Raw genomic sequence first — 16133 nt, 5'->3', positions numbered from 1 at the left:
TTTTGAATGGTAGCTTCTGTTGCTGTTGCTTTTTCAGAATTGAGGGTATGCCTACAGACGCGCTCAACCCTTTGTAGTAAGGGGGAGGGAGCTTCAAAAAGGGCAGGTTGGTGAGGCATATGGGATTAAGGATCGTGAATAATTTTCAAAAGTTAGATATTAGCTTCTTTTGGGTAGGGGGACAATATTAAAAATGCAATTTTTGAGATACAGAATAGATACGATTCCTGGGAATTATAGAATATTGGTTTGTTTAATTTTTTCTGTGGTTATTGTGTTTTATGAATCTTATATTAAAAATAAAATATTCCTTTCTTTAGAAAACAGAATCTGATAGTCATAATAGTGTCAAGAAAACGGTGTATAGTGGCATTCCTCGTTATGGCAAGAAGTTGCTATATTTGAATAATATGCGAATATTTGAGTGGTATTAAGATTATGAGTAGAACGAAAAGTAAAAGTCATTTCAACAATAATATCGGATCATCTTCCGATGTGGTACGTATGGATTCATCACAACCTGAACCTATCAAGATTACGCTCACGTTGCAAGAGCGAATCAGCAATGAAGTGACTACAGCATTGGGACCATGGGTGAGTCAATTTAAAAAGAAACTCCCCGAAAGACTCAGAAATGAGAGTCTATTTTGACGAAGTTGTTAAACTTCGTAAAGATATTGAGATATTAGAACAGGCTGTTCGTGCTAAAGTTGACCCTAATGCGGCAACGGTAAATTTAAAACAAATAATAATAGATGTCATAAGTGAGACCGAGCTCAAATCAATAGATAGTAATAAAGAAGAATTAATACAAATACTACGAAGTGACCAAGTAGAAATAAACAAAAATGACTTCGACTCAATTGTATCGAACATTTTTTATGAACACAAAAATTCACCCATCAACGATTTGAGCGGTAATGTCCAGGAGCATATCCTTGGTGATGTAAGAGCAGTACAAGGGTCGCAGATTAAGAGTTTGCTGATTCCTTATCCAAAAGCAGTTCAGGAATTTGTCGGTTTATATGCAAATTTACCGATGGCCTTTGTTGAAGATAATTTTGGAGACGCATGTTTATCGTCTGTTGAAGACGAGGAAGTACGCAAACAATTGAAAGCAGTTTTTTCCACCTTTAAGTTTTATGGTGATTTTCTTAAAAATCAATTTTCAGAGCACGCGGTTAAGAATCTAGCCCAAGAAGTCATCAATGGTGGGGGAACAAGAGCCTTTAAAAATGTTTTAAGACTTACCCAAAATTTTTATGGTTTTGGAAGCATTTCAGAAAATGGTGTCATGAAACCTGTGACAGGGATTGATGTACTTATGCCAGGGGGAAAAGGAGATGAACAATCGATCATTTTGATGCGGGCGTTTATGGATTTTCAAAAGAAATTAGAGGAATATCCAGATGTCAGAATCGCCCTATATCTTTATGCACGTGATATGCCAGACAAAGCATTTTATCATATATTCAGTCAAAATTATGACGACCTGTTTACGAAAGAATGTTTAGGACGCTTTTTTCCATTGGAAGAGGGCACGGATGCTGCAGCGGCGGTAATTGGTGAATTACGAAGCATTATTTTAGGTGATAATATAACGGAGGAAAACAAGAACTTAATTCAAAATAATCTTGCTTCCTGTTTGCGATCCGTATTAACTCAGGAATGCGAAAAATTCGTTGAGAAAGATGGGCCAAAAGCAACTATTAATCGCTTTTACCAGGTTGCGGTACTCGAAGTCATTGAATATAATTATAGATGTATTGTCGGCAAAGCTTATGCCAAACTTTCTGCTGATATCCGCGAAAAATATTCATTTGAAACAATCCTTCGAGAGTGGCGTAATAAAAACAGTCAAGACCGAGAAATTAAAGTTGTTATACAGAAAATTAATTCAAATATCTTAAAAGACAATAATAAGTCAAAAATTAATAAACTCCAAGAATTGGGCGATTTTTATAAGCACTATACTGAGAATTTAGCACCAAAAGGATTTGTTGAAAGAACGCACACCTTAGCTAGCAAAAGTCAGGAGCTTAGAAATGAATTTGTAGAGATTAAAAATCAAGATTATGGCTTCTTTGTTCAGTGCGTCTGTGGACAGTTATCAAGTGCGATGACTCTCACATTTCCAAATTTTGAAACCATGCTGTTTGAAAATGATGCTTTTACACCTAAAGAAAAGAGAATTATTTTTCGCTATAGCTTAAATATCCTTTATGAAGGATTTTGTATAAAACCTGGGGTGGTTGAAGTTTCATCCATTCTTAAGGATTATATTGATAAAGGAAGGAAAATAATGGGAGAAATAAAAGATGATAAGGAATGTATTGATGAACTAAAGTTATTAAATGAAGTTTACCTGGGTAAGAATAAAGATGGAAAATTAAAAAATCATTATAAATTTGGAGGAACTAAGGTTATTGCCGATAAAGTGTTTGAGGCGTTGTTTATAGAAAAAATTAGTTTGCTTAATCTGGAAAGAGACAAGAAACTAGACGAGTTGGTGAAGAAAGTTAAAGAAATTGATATTACAATACTTACAGAGCTAGCAAAAATTCTCTTGGATGGAAATAGTCCACATGGTGTTAAGATCGATAAGTTACAACAAAGTAATGTTCTAAAGGATTTTGATAATAGAGATGGTGTTATCCATGTATTGGATCCGTCATTATATAGAAATAAGAGATCCGGGATGGATATTACTATCCCCAAGGATCATTTGTGTTTTTTATGGGGAACTGTTTTTAAGGAAACGCTTGCAAAGAAAAAATCAGAAAAGACCTCTACCGAACTTTTAGTTAAAATAGAAGAATGCACGGATGTTACAGCTGTAGCCGAAAGATTAAACAGAACTATACCGAGTATGCTTGAGGCAGTACGGATATTACCATTAGAAGAAAATATTTCGCTCTTTGCTTATGCCAATATGTTTAAAACTTCAAAGATTGAATGTCCTGCTCACTTAATGGAACAATGCAATGTAATTATTGAATGTGTTACTATTTTACGCCAGCATCAAGATCAACATCCTGTCTTACTTGATTTTGTCAGTGCAAAGAGTGACGTTGCCAAGATAATAAAAATGCATAAGGAGGAATCAAGAAAAGGACAAGTTCTTGATATGGATGAGAACTTTAAAACCTGTAGTGAGGGGCTAAATAGTTTAGATGATTCTAATAAAAGTGAAACAATAGTAAAATTTTGGCAATCTTTATCGAAATTAAGTGAATCCTTTCAGGCGGCTTACCTGTGTTCATTAGCTCAAAATAAGAAACTCGAGCAACAAGAATATGACAAGTTTTGGAATTCTATAATAGAGGTTGTCTTGGATCTTAATGTTGGTCAGCTGTGGGGTGATGCCTTTTCTCGGATGAGAGATAAATTCCAACAACCAAAAGATTTTGTGGAGGGTGCATATGAACCCTTCAAAAATTATATCAGCCATAATCTTAATTTAGCTACGGAGGCGCAGATTCGTGAAGCTGAGGACGAGGCAAGTAAAAAAGTGAAAGCCGAACAAGATAAGAAAAAAGACGAAGAGAAAATAGAGCGTGCCGTTGGTTTATGGTATGAACATGTTGCCAAGGTTATTATTGAATGCAATGCAACAGACCTGGAAAAAGCCAGATTTTTTATAGAATGGGAGAGTCTAACTGGAAAGTATTTAAAAGAAAAAAGCGAGAATGGATCAAAAGGCCTTATCGCTAATCTCTATGACTTCTTAACTCGGTTAGAAGAAGTTGCAAAAACGTTAAAAGACAGTAATCAAGACGTGGTATTTGGCCAATCTGATTGTAAATTATTTGCTAGAGATTTTATTAAGGAAATTACGCATGATATGAACCCAAGGGTGAAGTCTGCGTTTCAGCTCAAGGTTCTAAAACGTTATTGCTTAGCAAAAGGGCATAGAAATGTAATCTTGAGCTATCCTGCAATTTATGCTTATAGCCAAATACCTTGCCCACGAACGTTACTTCAGGCTCAAAAAAATCCAACGGATGCCTGGAAAATTATCGATATGGCAAAAATCACTTTTGCTCAGAATGATGCTCAAAATAGTAGCCCTGTCAAATCAAGCTCTGGTCCGATTAGCGAAAGTGATCAGGTAGTTTATAAAAAAACGATTGACAGCGATAAGCTACAAGGTCGTGTTAATGGCAATGTTATATCTAAGTGGGTAGAATTTCTAGAGAATGAAAAAGAGATTGCTCCTATTTTAGGTATAAGTTCAAGATTAGAAATAAATGGACTTGAGCAACCGTTGGATGTTACAGATAGTGTGGGTGAAAGAGCACGGGTTAAACCAACACGAAAAAAGAGAAGAAAGAACCCTCATAGCTCTGGTATTAATGTTAATGGAAGCATGCCGGGGAAATCATACTCTGCTGGTGGAAAGTATGTAGAAAATATAATTACAATTCATGGTAGTGAATATTCAATTAATTCTGAGGATATGGAGAAGTTTAAAATATTTTCCAATAAAAGAATTGGCGTAAAAAACGATCTTACCACAAAATATAAGTACACTGAATTAGATTTATTGGGAATGTCGAATAATCAATTGTTTGAGTTACATGACGAACAGACAAAAAAAACTACAAAGCCTAAGAAGTCAAAGTTAAAATTTACAAAGATCCTCACTCCTGTCAGAACCAAAAAAGCAACTCAAGCTAGCGAAAAGAAAAAGAAGGGGATGGATCTCCAATGGGCCACTTACAGATGCTTGGAAATGGTTGAGGCTGTAGTATATGACATATCTGAAATCTTGCAAAAAGGAGTGGAAGTTGATGGCGGGCAAACACTGAATGGTGAATGGGTCTGGATGCAGGCCAAAGAGGCGTTGTGCCAGCAAACAAGTTATAAATTAACTGGTGTTTTAGGAAAAGAAAATGAGTCTTTGGCACTGCTTTATTATCGTGTTTACGAGACTGGGCCTGCATCAAAATATCCTACCATCGACATGGAAACTATACCTAGTATTGCAAATCAATTATCACCAGAGAATAAAAAGAAATTAGATAAGAAGATAAAAGAAACTATTGAATCTCAATGTAACAAAAAATTGCCTCAATGGCAATGGCTTACAAAAGATTATGCCAAAGGTTGTCCTGATCTATTACAAAGAGGAAAGGCTAATAGTGATGCTGAGAAAATAGCAAATATATTAAGGTCTGACACCACCCAAAATGTTGAAATAATTAAATCACAGACGACTTTGCGCTTGGGCATTTGGCAAGCATTTCATCTAGGAAATAGAGAGTTATTAGATCGGTCAATTGTATTATATGGGTGGCTTGAATGCAGAAAATCCCCCAATGTTTTGGATACTAGACAGAAGATATATTTAAGTGGTGGTGATGCGAAGATATTAATTCATTTATTTGAGTCAATATATTCAGAAAAAAACAAAAATAGTAAAGCTAAAGAAAGCTATATAAAGCAATTCAGGGAACAATGTCTTGCCAAGTCGCAAACTGTCATGCAACAGTTCAATATTGCTAGTAATGGATCACTTTCATGTGAAGTTAGTAATGAAAACAATAGTATTAGTAAGGACGGCATTATAAACAACATAGAAGTTGAATATAGGGAATATTTAAAATCTTTGAATAAAAAAGTAGATGATTTGTTGGATAATGTTTTTGGAGAACAGGTGCCTCAAGAGCAAAAAGTGGCTTCCTGTAACGTATTGAATTTAGTTCTTGGATTAAATGGGGAAAAGGAGTTGAGGGTTGATAAAATTAGAGCTTTTAAGGTAGATTTGAAAGAGATTATCCAAGATAAATATAAAGAAGCGGAGGATCCATTCGGTACTTTCCTCACTGAAGTATGTAAATTAAAGACCATTAGACTAGCTGAAGATAACCAACTCAAAGTGTATACGAATCAATATGTAGAATCTAAAGCTGAGAAGCCTTTAACTAACGAAGTTAATGTTATTAACGCTGAGATGAAATCAGAACAAACTGAAATCAGTGTAGAGCTTAATTCTGAAGATGATTTGGATATTTTCTTTGAAGAAGGGGAATCCCTTCCTAGTCCCTCAAAACAGGCGCCATCCAAAGCACCTGTGCCTCATCAAACTAGCTATGTCGCAAAATATACCGGAAGCAGTAAAAAGACGGGACGAGAAAAAGGCTATTATGATTTTTCGAGTCGTAAAGAAGCCACGACGTGCATCAACAATATTATTGCTAAAAAGTTGACTCAGGATCCTATAAAATTGAAACGTAAAGAAGATGGGAGTGTGTTTAGGGTTGGTTTCTACTTATTGCCCCTTACCGTACCAGTTTCTCAGTGGACTAAAGTAGAAACAGGCGAACGGTATTATCTTTTTAAATCAAAACAACAAGTGGACCAATGTTTAGACGCTATCAAGCAAAGGCCATTAGGGATTCAAGCACTTACGGTTGCTCAGGATGAAAAAGGCGGTTGGTGGATTGGTATGTCCCTAGATGATGCTAAGAGTTTTACTCAGGCGCTGCATAAACAACAACAACAACGTAACTCTCGTGCGTTAGGCTGACGGTGAGAGTATTTTCATTCTAGGTTTTGTCGATGAGGACAAAGACGTGACCCTGCTATTAAGTTCATAAACTGCAGGAATTTGGTTAGAACAGGCCCAGTCTTCTTGTTTTTGTCGGCTACTGAGATTTGAAATTTTAGATCATTATAAATCAATATGTTATTGATTAAGAAAATTCGAGTTGGGTGTTTTGCGGAGATTTGGTATGTTCCTTTGATGTACATGCGATCCTAGAAGAACAAGAGCCCCTCCTTATACATTGAAAAGATGATTTAAATGTATAAGGAGGGGGGGGGAAGGCAACATGCTGTCATTGCCACATTCAATGATTCTATTAAAAACAAAACCAAACAGCCTCACATTTGGCAGAAGTCAGGAAAAGGTTGAACGATCTCTAAAACCTCGTTTCGGGTGTCCCATTGACGAAGACAGAAAAAATGAAAATGATCGAGTTTTGGGCGATATCATTACACCTAAATTAAAAACGCTCTAGCGCAGCCGTCTTTAGCCGGCCATATGGATCAACGACACGACAGAGTTTTTAAATATTATTTGACAGGGAAAAGAGAAAAATGTTAGCCTGTTTAGAGGCCTACTATATCTGGGAAGAATCGCATCGGGGGGGATGATTCATTTTGGGGGAGAGATAGTATAGTAGGCCCCTAATACAGGCTAGCTATAGGATTTAAAGACACTTCCTTAAAAACATATGCAGCCGTTCTGGAGAAGCTTATAGCATATATTTGAGACAAAGACATGTTTTTTTTTCGAAAATATGTTTTTTTTCAAAAATGCTGGTATCGAGGAACAATTTCGAATACACTAACCACCTGAAAATTAATCACAATTCTCAACATGCTAACGTGCGAAAATTTATGGGCTGTCCGCAATAATAAACGTCTCTTTTATGAATGGGGATGCACTATTGGTGATGGCGCTATTGTGGTGGTCAAAGGTCCAAATGGCTGCGGTAAGTCGACGTTGCTCAGGATGATGGCGGGATTGCGCCGGCCAGATCGTGGTGATATTTATTGGGGCAATTATTCAATCTTCCATTTTTATGACGAATATTGCCCATCACGGCAATATCTTGGCCATCGGCTTGGGATTACGCCAGAACAAACCGTATTACAGAATATCGAGTTTTTTGCCTCGCTGGCCCAGTCGCCACAAATGGTTGCACCAGCAATCCATTATTTTGATTTGCAGGAAAAAATGAATATACCGTGCCACCAGCTTTCCATGGGATGGTTAAAACGGGTGGCCCTGGCACGGGTAATGGCATGTTATAGTAAAATTTGGTTGCTTGATGAGCCTTACACCCATTTAGATGATGCAGGTAAGCGTTCGCTCAGCCACTTAATTACCACCCGCACGAAAGAAGGCGGTATTGTGATTCTAACCAGCCATGAAACATTGTCCCTGGATTATACATTGGAAGTGGATTTGAATCTCTTCAAGGAGGATGTGTGACACGATTACTTATGGTATTGCATCGCGAATGGACGATGGCGTTTAAGCACCAAGGCAATGTGTTTTACTTTCTTGCATTCATGGTGGTGTCGGTTAGTTTGTTTCCATTTGCTTTTGGTGTTGAATCACACAGTTTAACCGAGCTGGCTCCAGGCATTATCTGGTTGACTACTTTATTTGCCGCGATGATGTCACTGCCGCATCTGTTAGAGAAAGATTATGAGGATGGCGTATTAGAACAAATGGTCCTACAGGGTGTCCATCCAGCTTTTTTGATTTTTCTTAAAATCCTGACCCATTGGTTGTTAACCGGTGTGGTGGTGGTGGTGGTGACCCCGGTGTTTGGACTATTATTGGCGTTGCCAGAATCGATGCAGCAATCGATTGCACTTTCGGTTTTGTGTGGATCGCCTGCGATCAGTTTGGTGGGGGTAGGCTTAGCAAGCCTTATGTTAGGAGTATCCAGGGCTAGCCGTTTTTTGCCGATAATTGTTTTTCCCTTGCAGATTCCGCTCATTGTTTTGGGTGTGGCTGCAAGCAAAGGCCAGATTGGCCTGGTCAGCTTGGTGGGGCTGGATTTGTTTTTGCTGCCATTGGCATTGGTATGCGGGGCGTATGCGTTACGCCATGCGTTAGCGCGATAAGGATAAGGTTACCCAATCGCCAATGGGGAAGCGCTTATGTTCGATAAAACCCAACAACGCATAGGCAGCAACAACCTGATCGGCCTGATGCAGTAAGATTCCAGATAAAATAATCGTGCAGCTGGGGGCAATTAATGTATCCAATGAAGCGGCTATATCAACTAATACGGGGGCAAGCACATTAGCGCAAACTAATTGATACGGTGCATATTCTTTAAAGGAAGGATGGCGAAGCCCATCGGCTTCAATGCAGGAAATGCGGTTGGTAAGTCCATTAAGAGATGTGTTTTCACGAGTGGCATCGACGGCGGTAGATTTAATATCCGAAGCTAAAATGGGCCCATGCCAGAGTTTGCCCATAGCGATAGAGAGAATGCCCGTACCGCATCCTATATCAAGCATGGATAGGGGAGTGAAATCGCGATGGGTAATTTCATCTAGGGCAAGCAGGCATCCTTTGGTGGTAGGATGGTCACCAGCTCCAAAGCTAAATTGTGCGTCTACGCAAATGGGGATATGGGCTTGGGGAACCTCACCTTGATAGAAGGGGTCGTAAATCACGAACCTGCCGATTTCAAGGCAGAAATTTTTGATTTGCGTTTTGGCAACCCAATCCTCTGCCTGTACCGGTAAGATCTCAAATGGGATGCGGTTGGCAATCTGCGCGACTTCGGCAAGTTCTATAAAGCGCTGCTGCCATTCGTCGTGCTGTGGAGCGGACTCTACATACAGAAGAAACTCACCTTCACCTTCATCCACCAGGATACCATCGTTAAACCATTCACTTACAATCATAGAAGCTTCAGCAGGAACCTCAAAATGAATGATCCAGCATTCAATGGTTGGCGCGTGGTTGGGCATGGTCCTTAACTCCTGTATAATTGACTTATTCCTTTACCAGCCGATCTTAAGATGATACACTCTTCTGTCAAGTTTGAAAGTTTTTCGATTTTTGAAAGGATACATTATGTCTCGCGGTTTACCTACCAGTTTTTCGGGAATATTCGATATTGGTGGCACAACTTTTTATGTGCTGATAGCGTTATCTATTTATGTGACCGCTATTTTTATCTATAAAGTGTATCAAGTTATCTCCATGCGTTTATATAGTAAACATTCATTGGATGATGCCATTGCTGCACTTAGGAATAGTGATCCGTTATCGGTAGAAAATATATTGCCTGCGGTGCATAAGCATCCTGCCGAGCAGTTGATTACCTATGGTCTAGCCCTTAAGCAAGAAGGCCATCTTAGCAAGGAAGCCTTTGAACTTGAGCTTAAGCATCAAGGTGAGCGTAGTTTAGAATCGATCCAGTCACACATGAAAGGACTGGAGTTTGTTACCCAGGCTGCACCGCTGCTTGGTTTGCTTGGTACGGTGATTGGCATGGTGCATGCATTCGCGGTTATTGCCGCATCGGGAAATAAAGTAGATCCATCGATGTTGGCAGAAGGTATCTGGCAAGCACTGATTACCACCATTGCTGGATTGGTGATTGCGATACCTGCACTGGCTATGCAATATTGGTTAAGTTCGCAGCTGGATACGATCCGCAATATTATGACCCAGGCATGTGAGGCTTTGATCCTTTTGCCATCGCATATTGAGCGAAAAGAAACGCCTTATAATCATGGTGACGCACACGCAGAAAGCCATGAAGAATTTGATGCGGTTGAACATCTGGTTAAATTGGCCATGACGGTTGCCGGCCATGAGAGTTATTCTCAAGACATTACCGCTGAGGAGCCTAAATCAGCATCAAAGGTTGTTTCACTTGCGCGCGAAAAATCAAAGAAACTTAAACGTCCGCAACCTGTCGCTGCTTCAGATGTCGCTGCCGTTTCCGAGCCCGTGGCTAATGATTCACCAGCACGGTCTCATGCTAAAGAAGCCAAAGAAGACGAATTCAGCCTTCCTATCGAAGAGGGTGGTTATCTTTTTCCCGGTAGTTTAACAGCCATGTCCACGGAGTCTCTGGAGAATGCTGAAATTGCTGGCGAAGAGAAGCCAAGGAAGCGAGCTGTACGCAAGAAAAAAACAGAGTCAATCTAGCCTGTTTTCCTTGCTGTAAGACAGTGGATGCGCTATGCTCATAGCATATGATTTAATTCGTTTTTGAAGAGGTGTTACCTTGAATAGCAATGTAGATATTATCGATTCTGATGTCCTACCTGTAAGTATTGAACAGGAGATGAGGCGGTCCTATCTCGATTATGCGATGAGCGTAATCGTCAGCCGTGCCATTCCGGATGCCCGTGATGGACTAAAGCCAGTACATCGGCGTATTTTGTTTGCCATGCACGAATCAGGTTGTGATTGGAACCGGGCTTATAAAAAATCGGCTCGTATCGTCGGTGAAGTGATGGGTAAATACCATCCCCATGGTGACAGTGCTATTTATGATTCGTTAGTGCGGATGGCGCAGGATTTTTCGTTGCGTTTGCCGCTGATTGACGGGCAAGGTAACTTTGGTTCGATGGATGGCGATTCTCCTGCGGCGATGCGTTATACCGAATCTCGTTTAGCCAAATCGGCTCATCGTTTGTTGACCGATATCGATAAAGATACCGTAGGCTTCCAACCCAACTATGATGGTTCAGAAAAGGAACCACAGGTATTGCCCGCTGAGTTTCCTAATTTGTTAGTCAATGGTGCTGGCGGTATTGCTGTAGGTATGGCTACGAACATTCCACCCCATAATTTGGGTGAAGTGATTGACGCCTGTTGCATGTATATTGATAATCCCGAAACCACCATCGATGATATGATGACCGTGATGCCTGGGCCGGATTTTCCTACAGGTGGTATTATCTTGGGTCGTAAAGGGAGCCATTCGGCACTGCATACAGGGCGTGGTTCAGTAATCATGCGTGGTAAGACCCATTTTGAAGATATTAGTAGTGGCCGTCAGGCTATTATAGTTACCGAAATGCCGTATCAAGTGAATAAGGCGAAAATGGTAGAACTGATTGCAGAGCTGGTGCGTGATAAACGTATTGAAGGCATTTCTGACTTGCGCGATGAATCTGACCGTTCGGGTGTGCGGGTCGTGGTTGAGCTTAAACGGGATGCTTTCCCAGAAATCGTCTTAAACCAATTATTCAAATTTACGCCGTTGCAAACCAGCTTTGGTGTGAACATGCTGGCACTTGATTTAGGCCGTCCGGCGTTGATGAATGTTAAAGATGTTATCGTATCGTTTGTTCGTTTCCGCGAGGAAGTGATCACCCGTCGTACACGCCATTTGCTGGGCAAAGCGCGTGACCGTGCGCATATTTTAATTGGATTATCGATGGCCGTAGCCAATATCGATGAGGTGATTGCGTTGATCCGTAAAGCACCCGATCCACAAACGGCGCGTGAACAATTAATGGCGCGTGATTGGGTGGCCGATAATGTGGCGCCATTGATTGCGCTGGTGGCGGATAAACATAATAAAATTGTTAATGGCCGCTGCTACTTTACCGAAGCACAAGCCAGAGCTATCCTTGAAATGCGCTTATCGCGTTTAACGGGCTTGGAGCAGGATAAACTCACTGAAGAATTAACCGAGCTCGCTGTCGAAATTGAAAAATACCTCGCTATTCTTGATTCTCGCGAGATATTGATGGGATTACTGCGCAGTGAGTTGTTGGCTGTTAAAGAAGAATTTGCCACCCCACGCAGAAGCCAGTTTGAAGAAAGTGAATATGAGCACGATATTGAAGATCTAATCCCAAGGGAAGAAATGGTCGTAACCGTAACCCATGGTGGTTATATCAAACGTGTACCGCTTTCGACCTATCGTGCCCAGAAACGCGGTGGTAAAGGCCGTACGGGTGTGAATATGTATGAAGATGATATCACAACCAATCTGTTCGTGGCTAATACCCATATGCCATTGCTCTTCTTCAGTAGCCGTGGCCAGGTCTATAAAATGAAAGTTTACCGTATTCCAGAGGGAGGGCCGCAAACCAAAGGTCGGGCCTTGGTAAATTTATTGCCGTTGCAAGAGGGTGAGCGTATTAGTACCGTGATGCCATTGCCGGAAAAAACCGACGAGTGGGAAGGCTTGAATATTATGTTCAGCACTGCCCAGGGTAATGTGCGTCGAAACGACTTATCGGATTTCCACTATATTCCATCCAACGGCAAGATTGCTATTCGTATGGAAGAGAGCGATCGTTTGATTGATGTGGCGTTATGCCGTGAGTCGGAACATATTTTATTAGCGAGCAGGCAAGGCCAAAGTTTGCGGTTCCCAATTGATGCGGTACGGGTGTTTAAAAGCCGTACGTCGGATGGGGTTCGCGGTATGAAGCTTGCTGATAAGGATGAAGTGGTCTCGATGACGGTGCTCAATGGTGCCGAACAAGATGTGGATACCCGGGATGCCTTCTTGAAAATTCCATCGGAGATTCGTTCGGAGCTTAATACGGCTCTCAAAGAAGAAACACCTGATGAAGCAAAAATCCAAGCGTTACTCGAACAAATTCACGCGTTACTTTCGCCTGAGTTGATTCAGGTCCTTCCACAAACATTAATCCGCGAGTGGGTAGGGCGTGAGCAGTTTATTTTAACGATTACCGAAAATGGCTATGGTAAACGGACTTCGGCTTATGAGTATCGTATCACCAATCGTGGCGGTAGTGGTGTGGTTAATATTATTACCTCCGATAGGAACGGAAATGTGGTTGCCAGTTTCCCGGTTATTGATTCTGACCAAGTGATGATGGTAACGGACAAAGGCAAAATCATCCGCAGCCCCGTAGGTGATATCCGTATCACCGGCCGTAATACCCAGGGTGTTACCTTATTCCGCACGGCAGATGCAGAGAAAGTCGTTTCGGCTTCCCGCGTGCCTGATACCGGCGGTAAGGACGAGGGTGAATCTGGTGAATCTAGCGATGACGTGATTGAACCAACGAGTGAGACACCGGCAGCTGAAGCGTAATGGTTGCGTGGGGCACAAAATAGTGCTGTGCTCCCTGTCTCCCCACCTCTGGTGAGGAGGGGGGGCCGAAGGCCGGGGCGGTGTGAAGGCAACATGCTGTCATTCAATGATTCTATTAACAATAAAACCAAACAGCCTCACATTTGGCAGAAGTCAGGAAAAAAGTTGATCGATCTCTAAAACCTCGTTTCGGGTGAATAGGATATGTTCCGTGTAGGCTTGAAAATGGGTTCTGTTGCCTTAATAAACCAACGGTAATTTCCCATCTACTAAAAAATCACTCAATGGAAATTCAACCATAAGATGGTGTGTATAAGCGTTACGGAATTCGATGTGTGATTTGGAAACGAAAGCGCTCCATAATTTTTGTTCAAGAGGAGCGTTCTTTGCAAATACATCTGGATAAAATATAGCCAGATTTAATCCCTCTTTTTTGCGTGCAGAAAAATACGTGAAGGCTTCAATACCATATTCTCGCATGTCAGTTCCTAATGGTTGGGATATGGCATAGGAAGTCGGATCACTGATAATATTACGATGTGGATCAAATGGGTGGTGTTCAAGGTGTAAAGCCTTGTTCGTGGCTACCGCCACTTTAATGTGGGTAAAGCTGATATCCGTTGGTTCAAAGGAAGCTTCGGAGGCGTTTAAGTGAATAAACTGGCGGAACGAAACTTCGGCCATTGCCGTTTCCAATTCAAGTGAGGCATAAAAGAGGCTGGGCTCCGTTATTTTTCCAAATCGTGAACCCCACAATAAAGGCGGATAACGAAATGGAGTAAATAGAAGCCAGTGTAACTTGCCATGTTTATTATGCGTGGCAACGTAAGGTTTGGTGCCATCGATCATGGCTTCGAGTATGTCATGCTCATAGGTGTTATCGACTAATTTACGTGTTGCTATATTATATTGATTTTCAACGATTCTAAAAGCATGCTTATCTAGAAGGGTTATGAAATCAAAACCTTTCAATTGTTGCCATAATCGCATCAGTGACCTCTGATGGCATCAAGGTAAACAACCACAGCATTAAGACCAGTAACCGTCTGGAGTAAGGTTGCAGGGATGCCTTTTAGTACATGGTTATATCCGTGAAGCCAGGCTTTTTCATTTTCAATGTGACCGCCCATAACAGCATCTAAACTGCGGAAAGCTCTTACAAATAAAAGGGCTAATTCTCCTTCTTTTGTTAAAGGATTAATCAGCCGGCCATGGGCTTTCATGCGACTGATCGTCGATTCATCCACACCAAGAATTTTAGCCATCTGATTGTTTTTAAATTCCCAAAAATCGGCAGCCCTTATCAAGGCCTTTGTTAAAACTGATCTGGCCTCATTGTCTGATTGCTCAGGGGGCTTAGGAATGTGACGACTCATAGGGTGCTCCGCCATTGTTTATACAATTATAGCATAAATTTCTTGTGTATGCAAGAAATGGGAGGAAGCTTAGATGTTGCCCAATTTCGCTGCTATGTCTAAAGCCGCATACGTTAAAATAGCCCTGGCACCGGCGCGTTTAAACGCAAGTAGGCTCTCAAGCATCACCTGGTCTCCATCGATCCAGCCATTGGCTGCGGCAGCTTTAATCATGGCGTATTCGCCACTCACCTGGTAGGCAAAGACCGGAAGAGGGAAGGTGTCGCTCACGACCTTGATGATATCAAGGTAAGGCAGCCCAGGTTTGACCATGAGCATATCGGCACCTTCTTCTATATCCAAGGCGGCTTCGCGGAGGGCCTCTTTACTATTGGCTGGATCCATTTGGTAGGTGTGTTTGCCTGATTTTCCTATATTGGTGGCTGAACCAACTGCATCACGGAAGGGACCATAGAAAGAAGATGCATATTTAACAGCATAACTAAGAATAGAGACATCCTGATAACCGTGAATATCGAGTTTTTGACGTATGGCGCGAATGCGGCCATCCATCATATCAGAAGGGGCGACGATATCCGCACCAGCAGCAGCTTGTATAATAGCCTGCTGACAGAGTATGTGAACGGTGGCGTCATTGGCAATGTCGCCATTGACTAGCAGACCGTCATGACCGTGAGACGTGTATGGGTCTAACGCGATATCGGTGATAATGCCAAGGGTGGGAACCGCGGCTTTAATTGCAGCAATCGCTTGGCAGAGTAAATTGTCAGGATTCAGGGCTTCTTTGGCATCATCTGTTTTTTTTGCAAGGGGAACAACGGGGAATAAAGCGATGGCTTTTATGCCACGTTCTGCGGCACGTTGGCAGGTGATAATGGCTTGATCAATAGAGAGTCGGTTGACGCCAGGCAATGATTTAACCGGCTCACTGAGTTGTTGTCCCTCAGTAACAAACAGTGGAAGGATAAGATCACAGGAGCGTATCTGGTGTTCCTCCACGAGCGAACGAATCCAAGGAGCTTTACGGTTGCGGCGCAAACGCGTGTTGGGAAACGTACCATGGATTGTCATAAATGATCTCATTTTAATTAAAGCCAGTAAAAGAAAGCGTAAGGATTTGGAAACCAATTATAGCTATTTATAGGCTAGAGGTAAATCTCTATTGAGGTTAGAG

Annotated in this window: 10 protein-coding genes; 6 read left to right on the top strand and 4 right to left on the bottom strand. The window is 41.4% G+C overall.

Features of this window, described 5'->3' with window-relative positions; translation table 11 throughout:
• The first annotated feature begins 438 nt into the window (after positions 1-438).
• From IPP74_02025 to IPP74_02010, 4 genes are all read left to right on the top strand, one after another.
• Positions 439-651 (top strand): hypothetical protein, encoded by a 213-nt coding sequence (locus IPP74_02025; GenBank protein ID MBL0318072.1) that lies wholly within the window; start codon positions 439-441, stop codon positions 649-651.
• Positions 635-6532 (top strand): hypothetical protein, encoded by a 5898-nt coding sequence (locus tag IPP74_02020; protein MBL0318071.1) that lies wholly within the window; start codon positions 635-637, stop codon positions 6530-6532. The genes IPP74_02025 and IPP74_02020 overlap by 17 nt, the downstream gene beginning before the upstream one ends.
• 855 nt (positions 6533-7387) lie before the next feature.
• The gene (gene ccmA / locus IPP74_02015; protein ID MBL0318070.1) at positions 7388-8005 is read left to right on the top strand and encodes a heme ABC exporter ATP-binding protein CcmA; all 618 of its coding nucleotides are present in this window, start codon (positions 7388-7390) and stop codon (positions 8003-8005) included.
• On the top strand, positions 8002-8649 hold the full coding sequence (locus tag IPP74_02010; protein MBL0318069.1) for a heme exporter protein CcmB: 648 nt from the start codon (positions 8002-8004) through the stop codon (positions 8647-8649). Before ccmA ends, IPP74_02010 begins: the two co-directional genes overlap by 4 nt.
• Here IPP74_02010 and IPP74_02005 read toward each other — a convergent pair.
• The gene (locus tag IPP74_02005) at positions 8638-9510 is read right to left on the bottom strand and encodes a 50S ribosomal protein L11 methyltransferase (protein MBL0318068.1); all 873 of its coding nucleotides are present in this window, start codon (positions 9508-9510) and stop codon (positions 8638-8640) included. The two genes, IPP74_02010 and IPP74_02005, sit on opposite strands and share 12 nt — an antisense overlap.
• Before the next feature lie 106 nt (positions 9511-9616).
• Between IPP74_02005 and IPP74_02000 the strand changes: the two genes are divergently transcribed.
• Together IPP74_02000 and gyrA are read left to right on the top strand one after the other, a co-directional pair.
• Positions 9617-10702, top strand: coding sequence for a MotA/TolQ/ExbB proton channel family protein (locus IPP74_02000; GenBank protein MBL0318067.1), 1086 nt, complete (start codon positions 9617-9619; stop codon positions 10700-10702).
• Positions 10703-10841: 139 nt separating this feature from the next.
• Entirely contained in the window at positions 10842-13583 is a 2742-nt protein-coding gene (gene gyrA / locus IPP74_01995; protein MBL0318066.1) for a DNA gyrase subunit A, read from the top strand.
• A gap of 240 nt (positions 13584-13823) precedes the next feature.
• Here gyrA and IPP74_01990 read toward each other — a convergent pair whose 3' ends face one another.
• The 3 genes from IPP74_01990 to hemB form a co-directional block, all read right to left on the bottom strand.
• Positions 13824-14573, bottom strand: coding sequence for an RES family NAD+ phosphorylase (locus IPP74_01990; protein MBL0318065.1), 750 nt, complete (start codon positions 14571-14573; stop codon positions 13824-13826).
• A complete protein-coding gene (locus tag IPP74_01985) occupies positions 14573-14959 on the bottom strand; it encodes a DUF2384 domain-containing protein (protein MBL0318064.1) in 387 nt (128 codons plus the stop codon). The genes IPP74_01990 and IPP74_01985 overlap by 1 nt, the downstream gene beginning before the upstream one ends.
• Before the next feature lie 69 nt (positions 14960-15028).
• Positions 15029-16042 (bottom strand): porphobilinogen synthase, encoded by a 1014-nt coding sequence (gene hemB, locus IPP74_01980; protein ID MBL0318063.1) that lies wholly within the window; start codon positions 16040-16042, stop codon positions 15029-15031.
• Between the last annotated feature and the right edge of the window lie 91 nt (positions 16043-16133).

This window comes from Alphaproteobacteria bacterium, from assembly GCA_016722515.1.
Lineage (GTDB): Bacteria > Pseudomonadota > Alphaproteobacteria > Rickettsiales > JADKJE01 > JADKJE01.
The sequence above is the reverse complement of the archived record's forward strand: the minus strand, read 5'-3'. Positions and strand labels throughout refer to the sequence as shown.